Origin of the sequence: Pseudomonas sp. LAMO17WK12:I5 (genome assembly GCF_900215165.1) — a bacterium.
Lineage (GTDB): Bacteria > Pseudomonadota > Gammaproteobacteria > Pseudomonadales > Pseudomonadaceae > Aquipseudomonas > Aquipseudomonas putida_A.
Window position 1 is genome coordinate 448,157 of the sequence record NZ_OBDS01000003.1, and the last position, 15,796, is coordinate 463,952.

Below are 15,796 nucleotides of genomic sequence, written 5' to 3' on the forward strand. Positions count from 1 at the left end.
TCCTGGATTTACACAGTTTTGTGGTGAGGGGATTTATCCCCGATGGGCTGCGAAGCGGCCCCTCTTTTGACTTTAGAAACAGGGGCCGCTTCGCGCCCCATCGGGGATAAATCCCCTCACCACAAAAGCGTTGTCTCACTTGCAGAGGTTTTATATGGCTGCCTACAACCTGCGCCAGCTCAAATACTTCGTCACCACCGCCGATTGCGGCAGCGTCGCCGAAGCCTCGCGCAAGCTCTATATCGCGCAACCGTCGGTCTCCACCGCGATCAAACATCTGGAAGAAAGCTTCGGCGTGCAGCTGTTCATCCGCCATCACGCCCAGGGCGTGTCGCTGACGCCCAGTGGTTCGCGTTTCTATCGCAAGGCGCTGGAATTGCTGCGAGTGGCGCATGAGTTCGAGCAGAACGCGCTGGCGGACAACGACGTGGTTTCCGGACAGATCGATATCGGCTGTTTCGAAACCGTCGCGCCGTTGTACCTGCCGCGCCTGATCGCCGGGTTCAAGCAGCGCTGGCCGGGGGTGGAAATCCGTATTCGCGATGGCGAACAGCAGGAACTGGTGCAGGCGCTGACCGCCGGCAGCATCGATGTGGCGATGCTCTTTGAACATGACCTTGACACCACTATCGACACCACGCCGCTGATGCCACCGCAGCAGCCTTACGCCTTGCTGCCGGCCGACCACCGTTTTGCGCAACAGGCTAAAGTCTCGCTGCACGATCTGGTGCTGGAGCCGATGATCCTGCTCGACGTGGTGCCCAGCCGCACCTACTTCGTGAGCATTTTCGAGGAGCGCGGACTGACCCCGCATATCGTCTTCAGCTCGCCGTCGATCGAGATGGTGCGCGGCATGGTCGGGCGTGGGTTCGGCTTTTCGATTCTGGTGACCCGACCGTTCGGCGAGTACACCTACGACGGGCAGAAAGTGGTGTGCGTGCCGCTGGCGGAAACCGTGACCGGCTCGGGCTTGTCGGCAGCCTGGCTGCGTCGGGTGCAACTGACCAAACCGGTGCAGTTGTTCGTTGATCATTGCCGTGAGGAATTGGCCCGACTGCACGCTTGAAGGCAGGCAGTCAGGCCGAAAGGATCAGGCGCGAATCGAGGCCAGCATCCGTTGCAGCATCGCATCGCAGGCATCGAGTTGCACACGACTGACAAACTCGTCAGGTTTGTGCCCCTGATCCATGCTGCCGGGGCCACAGACCACGGTGGGTATACCCGCCGCATCGAACAGCCCGCCCTCGGTGCCGAACGCCACGGTGCCGTATTCCCGTGAACCGCAAAACGCCGCAATCAGCTCCGCGGCCTGACTCTGCGCATCGGTGGCCAGGCCCGGATAGGCCGACAGCTCACTGAAACGAATCGCGCTGTGCTCACTCACTGCCCGCATGCGCGGCAGCACTTGCTGCTCGGCGTAAGCTTGCAACTGTTGTGCGACCTGGGTTGGATCCTGCGAGGGCAGGGCGCGGATCTCGAAGTCGAAGCGACAATCGGCGGGGACGATGTTCAGCGCCTTGCCGCCGCTGATCACTCCGGTCTGCACCGTGCTGTAGGGCGGCTCGAAACGTGCGTCGTGATGCTCGGGTGCTTTCAGTTGCTGGCCGATGCGCCCAAGCTCACCGATCAGCTCGGCGGCGTACTCGATGGCGTTGACCCCCAGCGGTGCGTAGGCCGAATGACACGGATGGCCGTGCACGTCGCAGCGCATCGCCAGTTTGCCTTTATGGCCGAGCACCGGTTTGAGTTCGGTGGGTTCACCGATGATGCACAGCAAAGGTTTGACCGGACGCTGCTCCAGTTCTGCGAGCAACGAGCGCACCCCGAGGCAGCCGACTTCTTCGTCATAGGACAGGGCGATGTGCACCGGCATGCGCAGCTCTGCAGCGACCAGCGCCGGCACCAGGGCCAACACGCAGGCGATGTAGCCCTTCATGTCGGCGGTGCCGCGCCCGAATAGCTTGCCGTCGTGTTCGCTGAGTTCGAACGGCGCTACTGTCCATGGTTGACCATCGACCGGCACCACATCGGTGTGCCCCGAGAGCACGATGCCCGATTGCTCGGCCGGGCCAATCGTCGCGAACAGATTGGCCTTGCTGCGCTCGGCGTTGTAGATCAGCTCGCACGGCACATCGAAGCCTGCGAGGTAATTACGCACGAACTCGATCAGCTGCAGGTTGGATTCGCGGCTGGTGGTGTCGAAGCCCACCAGCGTCCTGAGCAACCCGACGCTGTTCATCGATCATCACCGGCAACGCCATAGCCCGGTGCCTTGGCCGGATCGAGGGCGCGATCAATATAGTCCTGCAACTGCGGCTGATAGGCGTCCCAGAGCTTTTGCAGTTGGCCGATCGGGCCTTCGTCGGCCCAATCAACGCGCAAATTGACGATCGGCCACGTCTGTTCGCCGACCACCACCACAGCCGCCGAATGCACCGGCCCGGCTTCGCCTCCGAGGGCCTGTGCGGCGTGCAGGGCTTTAAGCAGGCGATCGGCCAATTGGCCTTCGCCGTCTTCAAAGGCGCGGACCATCGCCTCGATGACCGCACGCCCGGCGAGCATGTTGCCAGCGGCCACGCATTGTTCGCCGGAGACCGCGTTGTGCACGCCAAGGGTCTGCGCGCCGCTGAAATGCGCGGTCTGGCCGAGGTGGTTGATCGCGGTGATCTGTCGGTACTGGCTGTAGCCGTTGCGGGTCAGCACCTGGTCCAGCGCCGCGTCGGGCGCCTGACCTTGTTCCATCAATGCGAGGACTTCCGGGCCGAGGGACGGCAGGGTGATGTTCTGGCTCGACACCGCGCCGACACCCGGCAACAGCCACGGGCAACGCGCGCCGACGGCGATGCTGGAGGAACTGATGGCGACACCGAACTGGCCGGTATCGGGGCAACGGGCTGCGATTGAAAAGGTCATGGTCTAACTCCTTGTGTGTCTGGGCCGGCCTCTTCGCGAGCAGGCTCGCTCCCACAGGGGATTGCATTTCAATGTGGGAGCGAGCCTGCTCGCGAAGGCCGCGACTCGGTCTTCCGACTTACTCGGGAATCACCGCCACCACATCAATCTCCATCAGCCACTGCGGCTGCCCCAGTGCCGACACCACCAGCCCGGTGGAGATCGGGAACACGCCTTTGAGCCACTTGCCGACTTCCTGATAAACCGGCTCGCGGTAGCGCGGGTCGATCAGGTAGGTGGTGGTCTTGACGATATGGCTCATGTCACTGCCGGCTTCTTCCAGCAGTTGCTTGACGTTGCGCATCGCCTGTTCGGCCTGCGCACGCGGATCCCCGAGGCCCACCAGATTACCGTCGAAATCGGTGCCGACCTGACCTCGGACGTACACCGTGTTGCCGGCGCGCACGGCCTGGCACAGGTCGTTGTCCAGGGTCTGGTTCGGGTAGGTGTCCTTGGTGTTGAACATACGGATGCGGGTGTGGGTTGGCTTGCTCATGTACAGCTCCAGACTGAGTGTTCAGCGGCGCACAGGGCACCGCCGCGAAAGAGGGCAATCAAGCGTCGACGGTATCGGCGGCTTTCGTGCTGGCGGTCGAATGCAGGGCGGCTTCACGCTGCTCGGCATCCTTGTAATCAAGGTATTTACGCTGGGTGGCGATGTGGTCGGCCACGTGTTTGGCGTCATGCCACACGCCCCAGATGAACGACGAACCGCGCCGCGACTGCCATGGCAGCCCGAGGAAATACACCCCCGGCTCACTGGACACGCCGCGCTGGTGCTGTGGTTTGCCCTTGTCGTCAAACGCCGCGACCTGCAGCCAGGAATAATCCACGGCGAACCCGGTGGCCCAGATGATCGAGGTGATGCCGGCTTCGGCCAGATCGAGATCGAGCAGCGGATTTTTTACGCACTCCGGATCCGGATAGGTTTCGCGCGCCTCGGGCTCTTCAGGCAGATCCAGGCCGTTGCGTTCGATGTAGGCATCCGCGGCATCCAGCAGCGCCAGATAGTTTTCGTCGCCACGCTTGAGGTTGTCGCGCAGATCCTGCTTGAAGGTCACCACGCCGTTGCTGAACGACTCGGTCACGCCGACGAGGGTCATGCCGCGATGGGCCAGACCACGAAAATCGATGGTGCGCCCGCCATGCGCGCCGCTGACCGCGATGGTCACATGCTCGCGACCGGGTTTCATCGCCGCCTGATCCCACTCGCCGAGCACCCCCAGCCACCAGCAGAAATCACGGTTGCGATAGGCACGCGGCGGACGGTCATGCGCACCGACCGACAGATAGACCTGCTTGCCGGAACGCTGCAATTCATCGGCAATCTGCACGCCCGACGAACCAGCGCCAACCACCAGCACTGCGCCTGCGGGCAGTTGCTGCGGGTTGCGATAATCAGCGGAGTGGATCTGCAACAGACGTGGGTCTTGCGGCGCGATCGGCGGGATCACCGGGCGCTGGAACGGGCCGGTTGCCGCGACCACGCGGCTGGCCTCGATCACGCCTTCGGAGGTCTCGACGGTGAAGCCCGGACGCCCGACATTGCGCACCACGCTTTTGACTTCAACGCCGGTGCGGATAGGCGCGTTGAATTTCTTCGCATAGGCTTCGAAGTAGTCCGCCACGCGCTCCTTGGGGGCGAAACCGTCGGGGTCGACATCATCGAATTCCAGCCCCGGAAAACGGTCGTGCCACGCCGGACCGTTGGCCACCAACGAGTCCCAGCGCCCGCTGCGCCAGCGTTCGGCAATGCGGCTGCGTTCCAGCACCAGATGCGGCACGCCGAGTTTGCACAGGTGCTCGCTCATCGCCACACCCGCCTGTCCGGCGCCCACGACAAGCGTGTCTGTTTTTATTATTTCAGTGGTCATTTCTACATCCTTCCTGGCAAGGCAAGTGGATTCGGATCGCTTCAGGCTTGTCCGTTTTGCTTGCGGTCAGACTAGGCAGGAGGGGGGTATCGGTAAAATATTATTAAGCTGGGCTGTGAATACAAATTGCTGATGCAGACAGGAAAAGCCTAGTAAAACCGAGGGTTTCAGGGCAGGGGGGAGAGTTGTCCCGGGCAGGAAAACCCGGGACAGAGAGGAGAAAACTCTACTTCAGGACGGGGAGCGTCGCCTCAGTTGCCGTCGGCGACCTTGCGTTCGATTTCATCGGTCTTGCGCTTGAGTTCTTCGGCGTCCTGTTCCTTTTCGCGAATGGACGTCGGTGTAATCGCCTCATCCACGGCGCGGGTGGCGTCGTCGCTGTCCTGCAGATCACGGCGCACCACATCCACCGGTTTGCCCGAGGAATCGAGCGGTGGTGCGTTATGCGGGGTTGCAGGCTTGCTGTCGTCGGTGCTTTTCATTTCTCATACCTCCATTGACTTACAACGTTGGATACGACGACATGACACGAGTTCGAGAAATTTCACGGGTGACCGCTGCCACCCTCGGCTGTGCGCTGCTGATCGCTGCCAATTCGGCACACGCCGCCAGTTTCGACTGCGCCAAGGCCAAAGCCGCGGACGAAAAAGCGGTCTGCGCCAACCGCACGCTGAACGATCTGGACGTAACCATGGGCGAGCTGTTCAGCCTCGACAAACGCCTGCTGCCGATGGGCGGGCGCGATGCGTTGATCGGTGAGCAGCAGGACTTCCTCAAAAGCCGCAAGGCCTGTGGCGCCAAGGTCGGGTGTTTGACTGATCTGTATCAGAAGCGCGTCGCTGCGCTGCGCAACATCATCGAGACGCGAGTGATGACGCAGGGGCCGTTTTGACGGACTGGTTGACCCTCTGGGCGATGCATAGCAGCATCCCGGGCGAAACCATTCGCCAACAGGAAATTGCCACGATGTCTGGCTCTGATGATCTTGATGAGTTGCTGGAGCGTGTGAACGACGAGCGATCGTTCATCACATTTATTCAGGCACTGGGTGCCGATTTCGCCCGTGAGCGGACGATGAACGAACCGCTGTTACCCTATGGTCGGGGCGCGTTGGGTTGGGAAAATGGATCTGTGGATGCGTTTCTTGAGGCAGCAGGTGCCTGGGCAATCGACAGTTCCAGGCAGGTGGCAGCAGAGGAATCTTCGGCCAACGTATGGCAGCGCTGCGCGAGCATTTTGCTGGCCGGCAAGTTTTATGAATGAACCGGGCGAGCATCAAGAACAGAGCAGGAAAATGTGTGATGAGTAGGCCGTTGAGTGAAGCTGACCTTCATCTGGTCATGTTGGAAGCGATTGAAGAAGGTTTGACCATCGATCTGCAACCCTTTTGTGAGCGGCTGCAGGTCGACCGTCGCGATCTGCTTAATCAAGTCTCGATCGCCGTAGCCAGAGATTTCCTGTCAAACACGCGTGATTTTGAGTTTGGCGATGAAGTGATGAATGCACTTATCAACTCCATCGTTGATGTGTCGATGCATGAAGAAATGCCCCAGCCAGCCTTTGACATCTATCAGGCATTTGATGCCGGCGAGTATCTGCACACAGGCGATGCGCAGGATGTTTGCCCTTGGGAGAAACATACGCGGCCGGGGCTGGAGAATATTTTGCGTAATCATTTGCCTACGTTGGAGTAGTAACCCGGCGGGTTGCCGAGTATGCAAACCGTCAGAGCAAACTCCACGACACCCCGACATAAACCCCCAGCCCTTCACCCGGCGTAGACCGCGCCGCATCCAGGCCCTTGTCGTCATACCCCGGTGTGACCGTCGCGGCGTAGTGTTTGTTGGTCAGGTTGCGCAGGTCGAGCCAGGTCTGCCAGTCGTTTTTCGGCGCGTTGTAGCCGACGGTGGCGCCGAACAGTGCGTAGGGATCGGCGTAGTAGCTGTTGGCGTAATCCACCGCGACTTTGGACACCAGTTGTGTGTTGACCGCTGCGAAGAAACCTTGTGGCCAGTCGTGGCGCAGTTCGCCCTGGTAATAGTGCATCGGCAGGCCGGGCAGGCGGTTGTCGCCGAAACGCTGGTCGTCGCGGTAGTGGAAGTCGCTGAAGGTGTAGGCCTGACGCAGGCTCAATTTACGTCCGTCGGCGGCTGACCACAGCGTGCTCTGCAGACTGGCTTCCACGCCTTGGTGCACGGTGGGGCTGGCGTTGAGTTCATACGGGGTGACGGCGTTGGCGTCCGGCAGTACCGACAGCAATTCGTGGCGCACCTGGGCGTAGTACCACTCCAGGCTCCACTGGCCGAGCGCGCTGTCGCCGCGACCGCCGAGTTCGAGGGTGGTCGCGGTCTGGTTCTGCAGTTTGATCGGGTCGCTCTGGGTGCCGGTCGCCGCACCGTTGCCGGCCGGGAAGCGGATGTTCGAGCTGTAGATCAGCGACCACGGGTGCGGTGCTTCGACCGAACGGCTGAGGTTGCCGAACAGTTGCAGGTCCGGCGTGACCTGATAGCGCAGACCCAGTCGTGGCGCGTAATCCCAGTCGTTCATGCTGGTCTTGCCGCCGCTTTGCGGGTAGGTGACGGCGCTTTCGCGGCGGGTGTAAATGGCGGCGAGGCCGGTGGTCAGCCACAGGTCGTCGGCGATTTCCAGGTCGTTGCCCACGTGCAGAACGGTGTCCGAACCCTGATAGGTGAAGTTGCGCATGCGGATGCCCGGGACATACGCGGCGGTGTTGCCGGACGGGATGCGCACGAACTCACTGGCGCCGTCGTTGGGCAGGTGTTTGGTGGTGCGCAGGCCCACAGTGCTGCGGCTTTCCATGCCGAACAGGGTGTCGCGGCGCTTGTAATCGAACGTGCCGCTGACGTCGGTGTAGGCCACCTTCAGACGGTTCGGGCCTTCGCGCAGGTCCATCGGGTAGTCGTGATAGACCAGCCCGGTCTGAATGCTCGAATCGTCGTCGATGTAGTAGGTGGTCTTGTTGCCGATGAAGGTGCTGCCCGGTTGTTTGCGGCTGTCGTCGCGCGCCACGTAGGCCGGGTTGGCCGCCCGTGGAGTGTGCTCGATCGAGTGTTTGGTCACGCGGCCGGCGAGGTCGTTGTCGGTCTCGCGATAGCGGAAATAGAAGCGGGTTTCCAGGTTCGGATTGAAGCGATAACCGAAGTTGGCGATCACGCCTTTGCTCTCGCTGGCGGTGTGATCCTGATACCCATCGGCGTTCGAGTCGGTCAGCGACACGTAGTAGTCGAAGTCGCCCAGCACCTGCCCGGAACTCACCTGACGCTGCTGATAACCATGGCTGCCGGTGGCATAGCGCACCTGCAATTTCGGCGCGTCATAGCCGGTGTGGCTGACGTAATCGATGGCGCCACCCAGCGCCAGTGCGCCCCGATCAAAACCGTTGGCGCCGCGCAGCACCTCCACATGGTCGAGCCACAGCGGTTCGAGCAATTCGTAGGGCGTGCCGCCGGGGCCGGTCAGCGGCAGGCCGTCGAGCATCGTGTACAACCCCGAAGCGTGCGCGCCCGGTGCGCGGTTGATCCCCGAACCACGGATCGAGATTTTCACCCCTTCATTACCCGCCGATTGCGCGTAGACCCCAGGCTGATACGCCAGCACATCCTGATTGCTCGCCACCCGGCCCTGCAACGGCTGGCGCAGGTCAACCACGTTGCTGCCGCCGGGCACCTGCGCCAGACGCGCTTGGGCCTCGGCGACGGAGGCATCTGCAACGCTTTGTTCTTCAGCCGAAATCAGCACCTGTCCCAACTCCATGCTCTTGGGTTCCTCGGCCATGACCGGGCAGGCGAGGGCCAGGCCCAGCAGGGCAGAGGGCAGGGATTTGGGTGACGGCATCGAAGAAACTCCAGGCAGACAGGAACGGGCAATGAACAGTGCGACGCAAGAAGGAACGACGGAAACACATGGCAATTTTGCTTTTTTAACGGGGTGCTGCGTGGCAGGCGGGGGCAGGATTGCTCAGGAGGCGGCAGTCAGGGCCATACACGCAGACGACTGGCCGGGCTCTATCGCGGCCAGTCGTCCGGCGTATATCTGGATCAAGCAATCTTCAGCGCCATGAGAATGTCCAGCGGTGTCTGGGCAAATGCCCGGGCCTGTTCGGTCATCTCGGCAAGGTTTTCTTCGGCCGTGAGCAGCGGCTGGTCACCCTTGTGCAGCACTTCGCCCTGATCACCGATGACGGCCCACGCCAACTGCGCCCAGTCTTGCGGGTCGGTCATGCCTTGCTTGATCGAAATCAGGAACAACTGCTGCACGCGGCTGATCGGTACGCCACCGCCGGTGACCGGACTGGCCAGCACCTGAATGTTGTTGTTGAACAGCGCGCGTTTGCACAGTTGCAGGTTGAGAGTGTCGCAATGTTCCTGCACCTGCCTTTCGGCGGCTTCGCTCTGGCACGGCGCGGCGACGCCCATGCCGATCAGCACGGTGACAGCCTGCACCAGGTCGTCGTAAGACACGGAGCCGACGGCCATCGACAACTGCTGCAGGGTTTTCGGTGCGTAGGCACTGGCAGCGAGCGCTTCGAGCACCGGGCTGTAAATCTCTGTTTGCAGCGCAGCCTCGCCGGCGGGACCAGTGACTGTGCCGGGAATGCTCTCAATCGCTTGCAGCAGGACAAAACGGCTTCTCAGCAGGCCATCGCGTTGCTCGGCGGCAGACAGCCGATTGGCGCCACGTACGTACAGATCCCGGCGGAAGTTCTGATTGATGAAGTAGTCGCGCGCCTGTTCGCGCATGATCGGGTGCTCGATACCTTCCAGAAAGTCCATGCCTTCTGCACTCAGATTCAGCGCAGCCACAGTGTCCAGCGGTACGGCCGTGGTGGCGTAGTCGAGTTTGGCTGCGGTCATGGCATCGACCACGTCGATGAAATACATGCAGTCCCAGTTGCGATTGAAATACTCATGGGCCACGTACTGACGGTTCTGGCCCTTGATGCTCTGCAACTGGGCACCCAGGGCCGGCGCCGCTCTGGCGTACTTCGGATTGGCCGCCAACAGCGTTTCGGAAAACTCCATCGCGGCATCGATGCGTTTGGCCGGGCTGGTCGAGGCCTGGCTGGCAAAGCGATTGTGCAGGCTGAACAGATTGCGCAGGGGCGCCGAAGGCGACCAGCCCGGGAAGCAGTTGTAGCTGACGTATAACATGCCGCCGGGCTTGAGGTGGCGACGGGCGAACTCGACGATCAGTTGCTGATTGTCGCGGCTGACCCAGGACCAGATGCCATGCAGGCTGATGCTGTCGAACGCCGGCAGATCATCGCGGGCCAGCAGTTGCTCGAAGCTGTCGTCATACAGACGGGCCTGGCTGTTCCAGTCGTTCGCCAATGCGATGGCATGCGCGGCCTGAGAGGGCGTGAAGTCGGTGCCGACGTAGTTGCCCGGGTTGGCGGCGGCGTGGATGTTGATCGAGACACCCTGGCCAAAGCCCAGTTCGCAGTGGTAGCCGCCGCTGCCTTCCAGGGTGGCAAAACCGCGCAACAACAAACAAAAACGCTGGAACACCGGGTTGATTTCCCGGCTGTACGAGTAGGTGTAGCCCTCGTCGGTGAAATACCCTTCGTTCCAGGCATTGCTCATGGGTGCATCCTTCAATTCGCGAGTGAGAGCCGCTCTTATAAGGGTTGGCAATGTGCACCACAAGCGGAAAAACATGTAAGTGAATCTTACGATTGCCGAGGCGTTTAGACGTCTGTCTGCCATCTCTGTTGTGGGCCGCAAATCGGTCATGCAGTCTTTCGGGCCAGCGCCCGGGTTAATTCGAGCACCATGCCCTGTAGGAGCTGCCGCAGGGGCGCGTGTGGAGTCAGCGGCCGTGCGCCGCGTCCGCCAGTTGCCCGGTATCGACCCGCACGAATACCGAATCACCTACCGCCGTCAGCACCTCCCCGGCATACACCTCGCAAATCACCCGCGTCTTGCGCCCGACGTCGCCCTCGACCCTGGCGCGCAAGGTCAGGGTGACGCCCATCGGTGTGGGTTTGATGAACTTGAGGCCGAGGTTGCCAGTGACGCAGTCGATGCGCGGCAGGCTGCCTGGTTCACGTTGTTCGTGGCGGTAGTGCCAGGCCATGGCGGTCCAGTTGGAGTGGCAGTCGACCAGCATTGCCAGCAGGCCGCCGTATACCAGGTCTGGCCAGCCGCAGTATTTGTCGTCCGGCAGGTGTTCGGCCATGACGTGCACGCCGTCCTCGTGCCAGTAGCTTTTGACGTGCAGGCCATGGGGGTTGCGGCTGCCACAGCCGTAGCAGACGCCTTCGGGGGCGGCGAGGTCTTGCAGAGGCGTTTCGGAGCGGGTCATGGGTCTGATCATCCTGAAGTGGTGAGCCCGGTCAGGCGCAGGCGGTTGCGCCCACCGCGCTTGGATTCGTAGAGCGCGGCGTCGCCTTGTTCGATCAATGCCGCGAGGCTGGCCGGTGGCTGGTTGAACAGGGTGGCGCCGATGCTCAGCGTCACTGGTTCGGCGGTGGGGAAGGTCTGGGCGGCGCTGCGCTGAAATTGATCGCGCAGGGCGTCGCCCAGTCTGACGATGTGATCACTCGGCGCGTTGCTCAGCAAAATCACGAACTCGTCGCCGCCCAAACGGGCGGCCAGCGCCTCATCGGTGGTCTCGGCGCGGATCATTTCGCTCAACGCCACCAGCAAACGGTCGCCGGCGCTGTGGCCGTACTGATCGTTGACCGATTTGAAGTTGTCGATATCGATCAATAGCAGGGCGCCGGGATGCGCCGCAGACACGCCCCGCAGCAGGCCCGGCGCGCGCATGTCGAGGGCGCGGCGGTTGTAGAGCGCGGTCAGTGGATCGCGGGCGGCCAGTCGGGCGATCTGCTCCTCGCGCCGGTAGCGTTCGGTGCCGGTCATCGACAGTGCAATGAGCATGATCGCCATCGCGCCCTCGACCAGCGAGATCTGGATGATGACGCCACGGAATGCAGCCAGGTCGATCAGCGTGCCGGGGATCACCACGGTCAGGGCCTTGGCCACATAGAAAATCCCATGCCCGAGCAGCACGTAGCGCAATTGCACCGCACCGACGCTCAGCGATTTGCCATGCGGGCGCAGCAGCAGGCTGGCCTTGAGCGTCGAGGCAGCGACCAGCAGCGAGTTGGCGGCGAGCATGACTTTCGACCATAGCGGCCCGTCCGGCAGCAACAGCATCACCAGCCAGCAGACGAAGATCAGGTACCAGGCCGGTGACAGGCGGATCTGCGTAAAGCGCGCCACCCCCAGCAGAAACAGGAAGTGCGCGGTCACCAGCAAGCCGTTGGCGAACCAGATGCCGATCAGCAAAAAGCCGTTGCTGCGCAGCAGGGCCAGGGTGGAACCGATGGTGATGGTGGCGAAACCGGCGCTCCAGAACAGCAGCGAAGGCTCACGAATGCTGCGCCACTCGACCGCCAGATACAGCGCGGCGGCGGCTGCGAGAGCGATCGAGATGGTCAGCATCGTTGGTGGGTCGAGCGGCATTTCCGGGGGAGCCTGTCAGAAGGTCGGTAAGGCCGCCGATTGTAAGCGTTCGGGGCCGTTTTGGCAGGCGCCGCATACGATCATCACCGACCGGCGTCCACGCTCATTCGTGAGGCGTGAGCCAGGTGTCGACGACCCGTCGATCCAGTTCTTCCCAGTACGCCATGCCCAGCACCCGGGTGGTGTTCAACCCGCGCAAATAGCCACGCAACTGATTGGCGGTATCGCGCTTGAGCTGCGCATCGGTGATGTCCTTGTCCAGCAACACGTTTTCGTACTGCACCAGGTATTCCGCCACCCGCTCGCGAAAGTCGGGCAGAACCGCGTCGCGGATCAGGTCAAAGGTTCTCAAATCGGCTTCCTCACTGTTGTTTTAGTCATTGGGGATGAGTGTGTACCCGTCTTTATCGTGCGCAACTATCGCTAGAAGTAATAGTGACCATCACGAAACGCAAGTTCAGCTTTGCTGGCAATAGGCGGAAAATTCCCCTCATTGAAAACGCAGCTCAAGGAAATTGCGCGATGAAGACACTGACCCGACTGGCGCTGACCGCTCTGCTGATGAGCGGCATGGTAGCCACGGCACCGTCTTACGCCGACGACGCCTGTGCGTGTCATCTTCAGCCAATCGCCGGCAGCAGCGCGACTTTGCAGCATTCACAAACCGTGGGTGTGTTGTACAGCGAAAACACCCGGGAAAACCTGCAATACCTGACGCGCTACCACGATATGGCGCTGCACGGGGCCAAGGATGCACTGGATCCGCGAATCCGCGCCGCGTTTGTCAGCAGCTCCGACCCGGAACTGGCGATCGACTGGTTGCTCAGCTCGTTGCAACGCCAGTTTCTGTCGGTGACCGTTTACGACAACCTCGATGCACTGATTCTGGCGCATCCGGACATCGTGGTGAAACTGGACACCTTCAACCGCTTGCTGACTCAGCAGAACAGCCTGTACGAGGCGCATTTCATCGCGCGTTTCTACGATGCCGACCTGCAGTACATCGGCAAAGCCGAGGGCTCGGTGGAGAAACAGATTTCGTCGGTCTGGGTACACGACAAAGCGGCGCACGAGATTGCCGCGCAGATCGAGCAGCAACGTGACCTGCAACTCAATGCCTTGAAGCAGTTCGATGCCTCGCTCAAGGCGCTGGTGGCTTCCAGCTGAACACTCAAAACCAAAAGGGCAGCGGCGGCGCCGTGACGCTGAATCGCTGCCAGATGAACCGAACCTTTATTTTCAGGATGACCCCGATGCGTGCTTTGTTTGCCCCGACCCTGGCTGTTGCTTCCTTGCTGCTCGCCGGTTGCGCCTCCGCACCGAACGACCCGACGCTGACCTTGCAGACCAACAAGACTCCGGCGCAATACGCCGATTGCGTAGTGCCGAAGCTGCAGGGCAGTGCGTTGAACCCGACCGTCTCGCAGACCCAGCGCAGCTACCGCATCGTGGTGCCGAGCAAGGTGTCGGCAGACAACGTGCTGGAAGCCTACAAGGCCGGCAACGGCGGCAAGGTGTTCATCTACGAGCGTCACTTGCTGGCTTCGAACTTCCTGCCTTCCAGTTTTGAACGCGCCGCCCAGGACTGCATCTGATCCGGCTGCACAAACCGTTTTAACCGAGCTCCTTTGGTTGGCCGCAACCAACCAATACTTTGCCCCGCACCTCATTCGGTTGCGGGGCTTTTTTTGTCTGACGTTTGCTGCTGTGGCGACGCCGACAATCGACCGCTCGCCCGGCGTCGTCGGCTTCTTGCAGCGTCATATTGAAATATGGTTGTATATTACAACTAAATTTCAGCGGTGATGTGTCATGAGTATTCCTACAGCCTTGATCGAAGAAATCCGTACAGCGTCGCGCACGATGGTGCGTGAATTCGGTTTCCTGCGCGCCACCCTGGCGGCGACCGACTATTCCGCCTCCGGCGTGCACGCATTGCTGGAAATCGAGGCCGGGGACGGCGTCAGCGCTGCACAACTGGCGCAAAGCCTTGGTCTGGAAAAATCCAGTGTCAGCCGCATGGTCGGCAAACTGATCAAGGCCGGGGAGATCGAGGAGCGTGCTGCCGAGGACGCCCGGGTCAAGCATTTGCACCTGACGGCGCAGGGCCGGCAGACCGTCGCCGACATTCATGCCTATGGCCAGGCCCAGGTCAGCAAAGCATTGGACACGCTCAATCCGTCGCAACAACAGAGCGTGGCGCAGGGCCTGTCAACCTACGCGCATGCGCTCAAGACCATCCGTCTGGGCGCCGACCGGCCACTTACGCCGAACCTGCACATCAGCGCCGGCTATCGCCCCGGGCTGATCGGCCGCGTGGCGCAAATGCATGCGGATTATTATTCGCGGCATTCCGGTTTCGGCGCGATCTTTGAAAGCCGCGTCGCCCGTGAAACGGCGGAGTTTGTCGGGCGCCTCGATCAGCCCTGCAACCAGATCTGGGTAGCCACGCTTGATGAGCGCATCGTCGGCTCGATCGCAATCGACGGCCAGGATCTGGGCAACAATCAGGCGCATTTGCGCTGGTTCATCCTCGACGACGGCTGCCGCGGCAGTGGCGTGGGCCGGCAACTGCTGAGCGCGGCAGTGGAGTTTTGCGATCAGCAGGGTTTTGATGCGATCCAGCTCTGGACCTTCAAGGGCCTAGACGCCGCGCGCCGACTGTACGAAGCGGCCGGGTTTGAATTGACCATGGAAGAGCAGGGCAGTCAGTGGGGCAGCGTGGTGACGGAACAGCAATTCACCCGAACAGCCGTCTCACGCTGAAGGTTGATTCAGCGTCATCACGTAGGCGCTGAACATGTCCGCCAGCCGGTCGGCGAAAGCCGTGATTTCCAGATCGCTGCGCGCAGTGCCGGAAAAGTCTTTGCCCACCGAACTGAGCGTGGTCAGGATCAGATCGCAGGCCGCGATGCGGGTTGGCTCATCGGATTCCGGCAGCAAATGCTGCATGAACGTGGCGAAGATCTGCCGTCCGGCCGTGCGCACTTCGTGGGCCTCGGGCGCATCGCGATACAGCGGCGCCGCGTCATTCAGCGCACCGCGCATCTGCGCTTCCTCGCACTCCGAACGGATGAAAGCCTGCACCAGTGTGCGCAGGCGCGTCAGGGGCGGCTGTTGATGATTTTCCAGAATCTGCTGCAGCATCTGCGTGGTGTGCAGCCACTCATCACTTTGTAATCGGAACAGGATCGCCGCCTTGTTGGGGAAGTACTGGTACAGCGAGCCGATGCTCACGCCGGCCTTTTCCGCGACCCGTGCGGTGGTGAATCGGGGCGCGCCATGCTCGGTCAAAACCTGAATAGCCGCCTGCAGAATCGCCGCGACCAAGTCAGTCGAGCGTGCCTGCTGCGGCTGTTTGCGCGAGGAAATACGGGCGGTCTGACGATTGCTCATGGGCGGCTCGGGCCTCGGGGGAAACGCGAATAGCGGATCGAGTGAATCACTTGCATCATTTAAATGCGACGAATCACTCGCATC

18 protein-coding genes are annotated in these 15,796 nt (G+C 61.5%); 7 read left to right on the forward strand and 11 right to left on the reverse strand.

Features of this window, described 5'->3' with window-relative positions:
- The first annotated feature begins 154 nt into the window (after window positions 1-154).
- Entirely contained in the window at window positions 155-1,066 is a 912-nt protein-coding gene (locus CRO59_RS07590) for a LysR family transcriptional regulator (protein WP_095136462.1), read from the forward strand.
- 24 nt (window positions 1,067-1,090) lie between these two features.
- On the opposite strand, the gene argE is transcribed toward CRO59_RS07590, so the two are convergent.
- The 5 genes from argE to CRO59_RS07615 all read right to left on the reverse strand — a co-directional run bounded on the left by argE (window position 1,091) and on the right by CRO59_RS07615 (window position 5,308).
- Window positions 1,091-2,239 carry an acetylornithine deacetylase gene (gene argE / locus CRO59_RS07595; RefSeq protein WP_097090329.1) on the reverse strand — a complete coding sequence of 383 codons (1,149 nt, stop codon included), beginning with the start codon at window positions 2,237-2,239 and terminating at the stop codon, window positions 1,091-1,093.
- Complete coding sequence (locus CRO59_RS07600) at window positions 2,236-2,913, reverse strand: DUF1028 domain-containing protein (protein ID WP_097090330.1); 678 nt, start codon at window positions 2,911-2,913, stop codon at window positions 2,236-2,238. Before CRO59_RS07600 ends, argE begins: the two co-directional genes overlap by 4 nt.
- A 118-nt stretch (window positions 2,914-3,031) precedes the next feature.
- Entirely contained in the window at window positions 3,032-3,448 is a 417-nt protein-coding gene (locus CRO59_RS07605) for a RidA family protein (RefSeq protein ID WP_003225869.1), read from the reverse strand.
- A 58-nt stretch (window positions 3,449-3,506) separates the two neighbouring features.
- Window positions 3,507-4,826, reverse strand: coding sequence for an NAD(P)/FAD-dependent oxidoreductase (locus CRO59_RS07610; protein ID WP_097090331.1), 1,320 nt, complete (start codon window positions 4,824-4,826; stop codon window positions 3,507-3,509).
- Window positions 4,827-5,077: 251 nt separating this feature from the next.
- Window positions 5,078-5,308, reverse strand: a complete 231-nt coding sequence (locus CRO59_RS07615) for a hypothetical protein (RefSeq protein ID WP_097090332.1) — start codon at window positions 5,306-5,308, stop codon at window positions 5,078-5,080.
- A 41-nt stretch (window positions 5,309-5,349) separates the two neighbouring features.
- On the opposite strand from CRO59_RS07615, the gene CRO59_RS07620 reads away from it, so the two are divergent.
- Genes CRO59_RS07620 through CRO59_RS07630 form a run of 3 tightly spaced genes read left to right on the forward strand, consistent with a single transcriptional unit; the run spans window position 5,350 to window position 6,520 of the window.
- The gene (locus tag CRO59_RS07620) at window positions 5,350-5,718 is read left to right on the forward strand and encodes a lysozyme inhibitor LprI family protein (protein WP_097090333.1); all 369 of its coding nucleotides are present in this window, start codon (window positions 5,350-5,352) and stop codon (window positions 5,716-5,718) included.
- Window positions 5,715-6,089 carry a hypothetical protein gene (locus CRO59_RS07625; RefSeq protein ID WP_177408967.1) on the forward strand — a complete coding sequence of 125 codons (375 nt, stop codon included), beginning with the start codon at window positions 5,715-5,717 and terminating at the stop codon, window positions 6,087-6,089. The genes CRO59_RS07620 and CRO59_RS07625 overlap by 4 nt, the downstream gene beginning before the upstream one ends.
- Before the next feature lie 38 nt (window positions 6,090-6,127).
- Entirely contained in the window at window positions 6,128-6,520 is a 393-nt protein-coding gene (locus CRO59_RS07630) for a hypothetical protein (RefSeq protein WP_097090334.1), read from the forward strand.
- A gap of 31 nt (window positions 6,521-6,551) precedes the next feature.
- Here the strand turns inward: CRO59_RS07630 and CRO59_RS07635 are convergent, their stop codons facing one another.
- The 5 genes from CRO59_RS07635 to CRO59_RS07655 form a co-directional block, all read right to left on the reverse strand.
- Complete coding sequence (locus CRO59_RS07635; protein WP_097090335.1) at window positions 6,552-8,681, reverse strand: TonB-dependent receptor domain-containing protein; 2,130 nt, start codon at window positions 8,679-8,681, stop codon at window positions 6,552-6,554.
- 203 nt (window positions 8,682-8,884) lie between these two features.
- Window positions 8,885-10,429, reverse strand: coding sequence for a class I SAM-dependent methyltransferase (locus CRO59_RS07640; protein ID WP_097090336.1), 1,545 nt, complete (start codon window positions 10,427-10,429; stop codon window positions 8,885-8,887).
- A 226-nt stretch (window positions 10,430-10,655) separates the two neighbouring features.
- Window positions 10,656-11,150 (reverse strand): PaaI family thioesterase, encoded by a 495-nt coding sequence (locus CRO59_RS07645; RefSeq protein WP_097090337.1) that lies wholly within the window; start codon window positions 11,148-11,150, stop codon window positions 10,656-10,658.
- A gap of 8 nt (window positions 11,151-11,158) precedes the next feature.
- The gene (locus CRO59_RS07650; RefSeq protein WP_097090338.1) at window positions 11,159-12,316 is read right to left on the reverse strand and encodes a GGDEF domain-containing protein; all 1,158 of its coding nucleotides are present in this window, start codon (window positions 12,314-12,316) and stop codon (window positions 11,159-11,161) included.
- A 103-nt stretch (window positions 12,317-12,419) separates the two neighbouring features.
- The gene (locus CRO59_RS07655; protein ID WP_027613011.1) at window positions 12,420-12,668 is read right to left on the reverse strand and encodes a hypothetical protein; all 249 of its coding nucleotides are present in this window, start codon (window positions 12,666-12,668) and stop codon (window positions 12,420-12,422) included.
- Between the two features lie 170 nt (window positions 12,669-12,838).
- Between CRO59_RS07655 and CRO59_RS07660 the strand changes: the two genes are divergently transcribed.
- The 3 genes from CRO59_RS07660 (at window position 12,839) to CRO59_RS07670 (ending at window position 15,082) form a co-directional block, all read left to right on the forward strand.
- On the forward strand, window positions 12,839-13,483 hold the full coding sequence (locus CRO59_RS07660) for an ATPase (protein ID WP_097090339.1): 645 nt from the start codon (window positions 12,839-12,841) through the stop codon (window positions 13,481-13,483).
- 86 nt (window positions 13,484-13,569) lie between these two features.
- Entirely contained in the window at window positions 13,570-13,911 is a 342-nt protein-coding gene (locus CRO59_RS07665) for a hypothetical protein (protein WP_095136448.1), read from the forward strand.
- 217 nt (window positions 13,912-14,128) lie between these two features.
- The gene (locus CRO59_RS07670) at window positions 14,129-15,082 is read left to right on the forward strand and encodes a helix-turn-helix domain-containing GNAT family N-acetyltransferase (protein ID WP_097090340.1); all 954 of its coding nucleotides are present in this window, start codon (window positions 14,129-14,131) and stop codon (window positions 15,080-15,082) included.
- Here CRO59_RS07670 and CRO59_RS07675 read toward each other — a convergent pair.
- Window positions 15,074-15,712, reverse strand: a complete 639-nt coding sequence (locus CRO59_RS07675; protein WP_097090341.1) for a TetR family transcriptional regulator — start codon at window positions 15,710-15,712, stop codon at window positions 15,074-15,076. The genes CRO59_RS07670 and CRO59_RS07675 overlap by 9 nt on opposite strands.
- Window positions 15,713-15,796: the final 84 nt, after the last annotated feature.

Bases quoted from the DNA above. Each gene is read 5' to 3' on its own strand.
- CRO59_RS07590 (WP_095136462.1), top strand. From the start codon at position 155: ATGGCTGCCTACAACCTGCGCCAGCTCAAATACTTCGTCACCACCGCC.
- CRO59_RS07600 (WP_097090330.1), bottom strand. From the start codon at position 2,913: ATGACCTTTTCAATCGCAGCCCGTTGCCCCGATACCGGCCAGTTCGGT.
- CRO59_RS07620 (WP_097090333.1), top strand. From the start codon at position 5,350: ATGACACGAGTTCGAGAAATTTCACGGGTGACCGCTGCCACCCTCGGC.
- CRO59_RS07610 (WP_097090331.1), bottom strand. From the start codon at position 4,826: ATGACCACTGAAATAATAAAAACAGACACGCTTGTCGTGGGCGCCGGA.
- CRO59_RS07665 (WP_095136448.1), top strand. From the start codon at position 13,570: ATGCGTGCTTTGTTTGCCCCGACCCTGGCTGTTGCTTCCTTGCTGCTC.
- CRO59_RS07640 (WP_097090336.1), bottom strand. From the start codon at position 10,429: ATGAGCAATGCCTGGAACGAAGGGTATTTCACCGACGAGGGCTACACC.
- CRO59_RS07615 (WP_097090332.1), bottom strand. From the start codon at position 5,308: ATGAAAAGCACCGACGACAGCAAGCCTGCAACCCCGCATAACGCACCA.
- CRO59_RS07675 (WP_097090341.1), bottom strand. From the start codon at position 15,712: ATGAGCAATCGTCAGACCGCCCGTATTTCCTCGCGCAAACAGCCGCAG.
- CRO59_RS07645 (WP_097090337.1), bottom strand. From the start codon at position 11,150: ATGACCCGCTCCGAAACGCCTCTGCAAGACCTCGCCGCCCCCGAAGGC.
- CRO59_RS07605 (WP_003225869.1), bottom strand. From the start codon at position 3,448: ATGAGCAAGCCAACCCACACCCGCATCCGTATGTTCAACACCAAGGAC.
- CRO59_RS07630 (WP_097090334.1), top strand. From the start codon at position 6,128: ATGAGTAGGCCGTTGAGTGAAGCTGACCTTCATCTGGTCATGTTGGAA.
- CRO59_RS07635 (WP_097090335.1), bottom strand. From the start codon at position 8,681: ATGCCGTCACCCAAATCCCTGCCCTCTGCCCTGCTGGGCCTGGCCCTC.
- CRO59_RS07650 (WP_097090338.1), bottom strand. From the start codon at position 12,316: ATGCCGCTCGACCCACCAACGATGCTGACCATCTCGATCGCTCTCGCA.
- CRO59_RS07660 (WP_097090339.1), top strand. From the start codon at position 12,839: ATGAAGACACTGACCCGACTGGCGCTGACCGCTCTGCTGATGAGCGGC.
- argE (WP_097090329.1), bottom strand. From the start codon at position 2,239: ATGAACAGCGTCGGGTTGCTCAGGACGCTGGTGGGCTTCGACACCACC.
- CRO59_RS07670 (WP_097090340.1), top strand. From the start codon at position 14,129: ATGAGTATTCCTACAGCCTTGATCGAAGAAATCCGTACAGCGTCGCGC.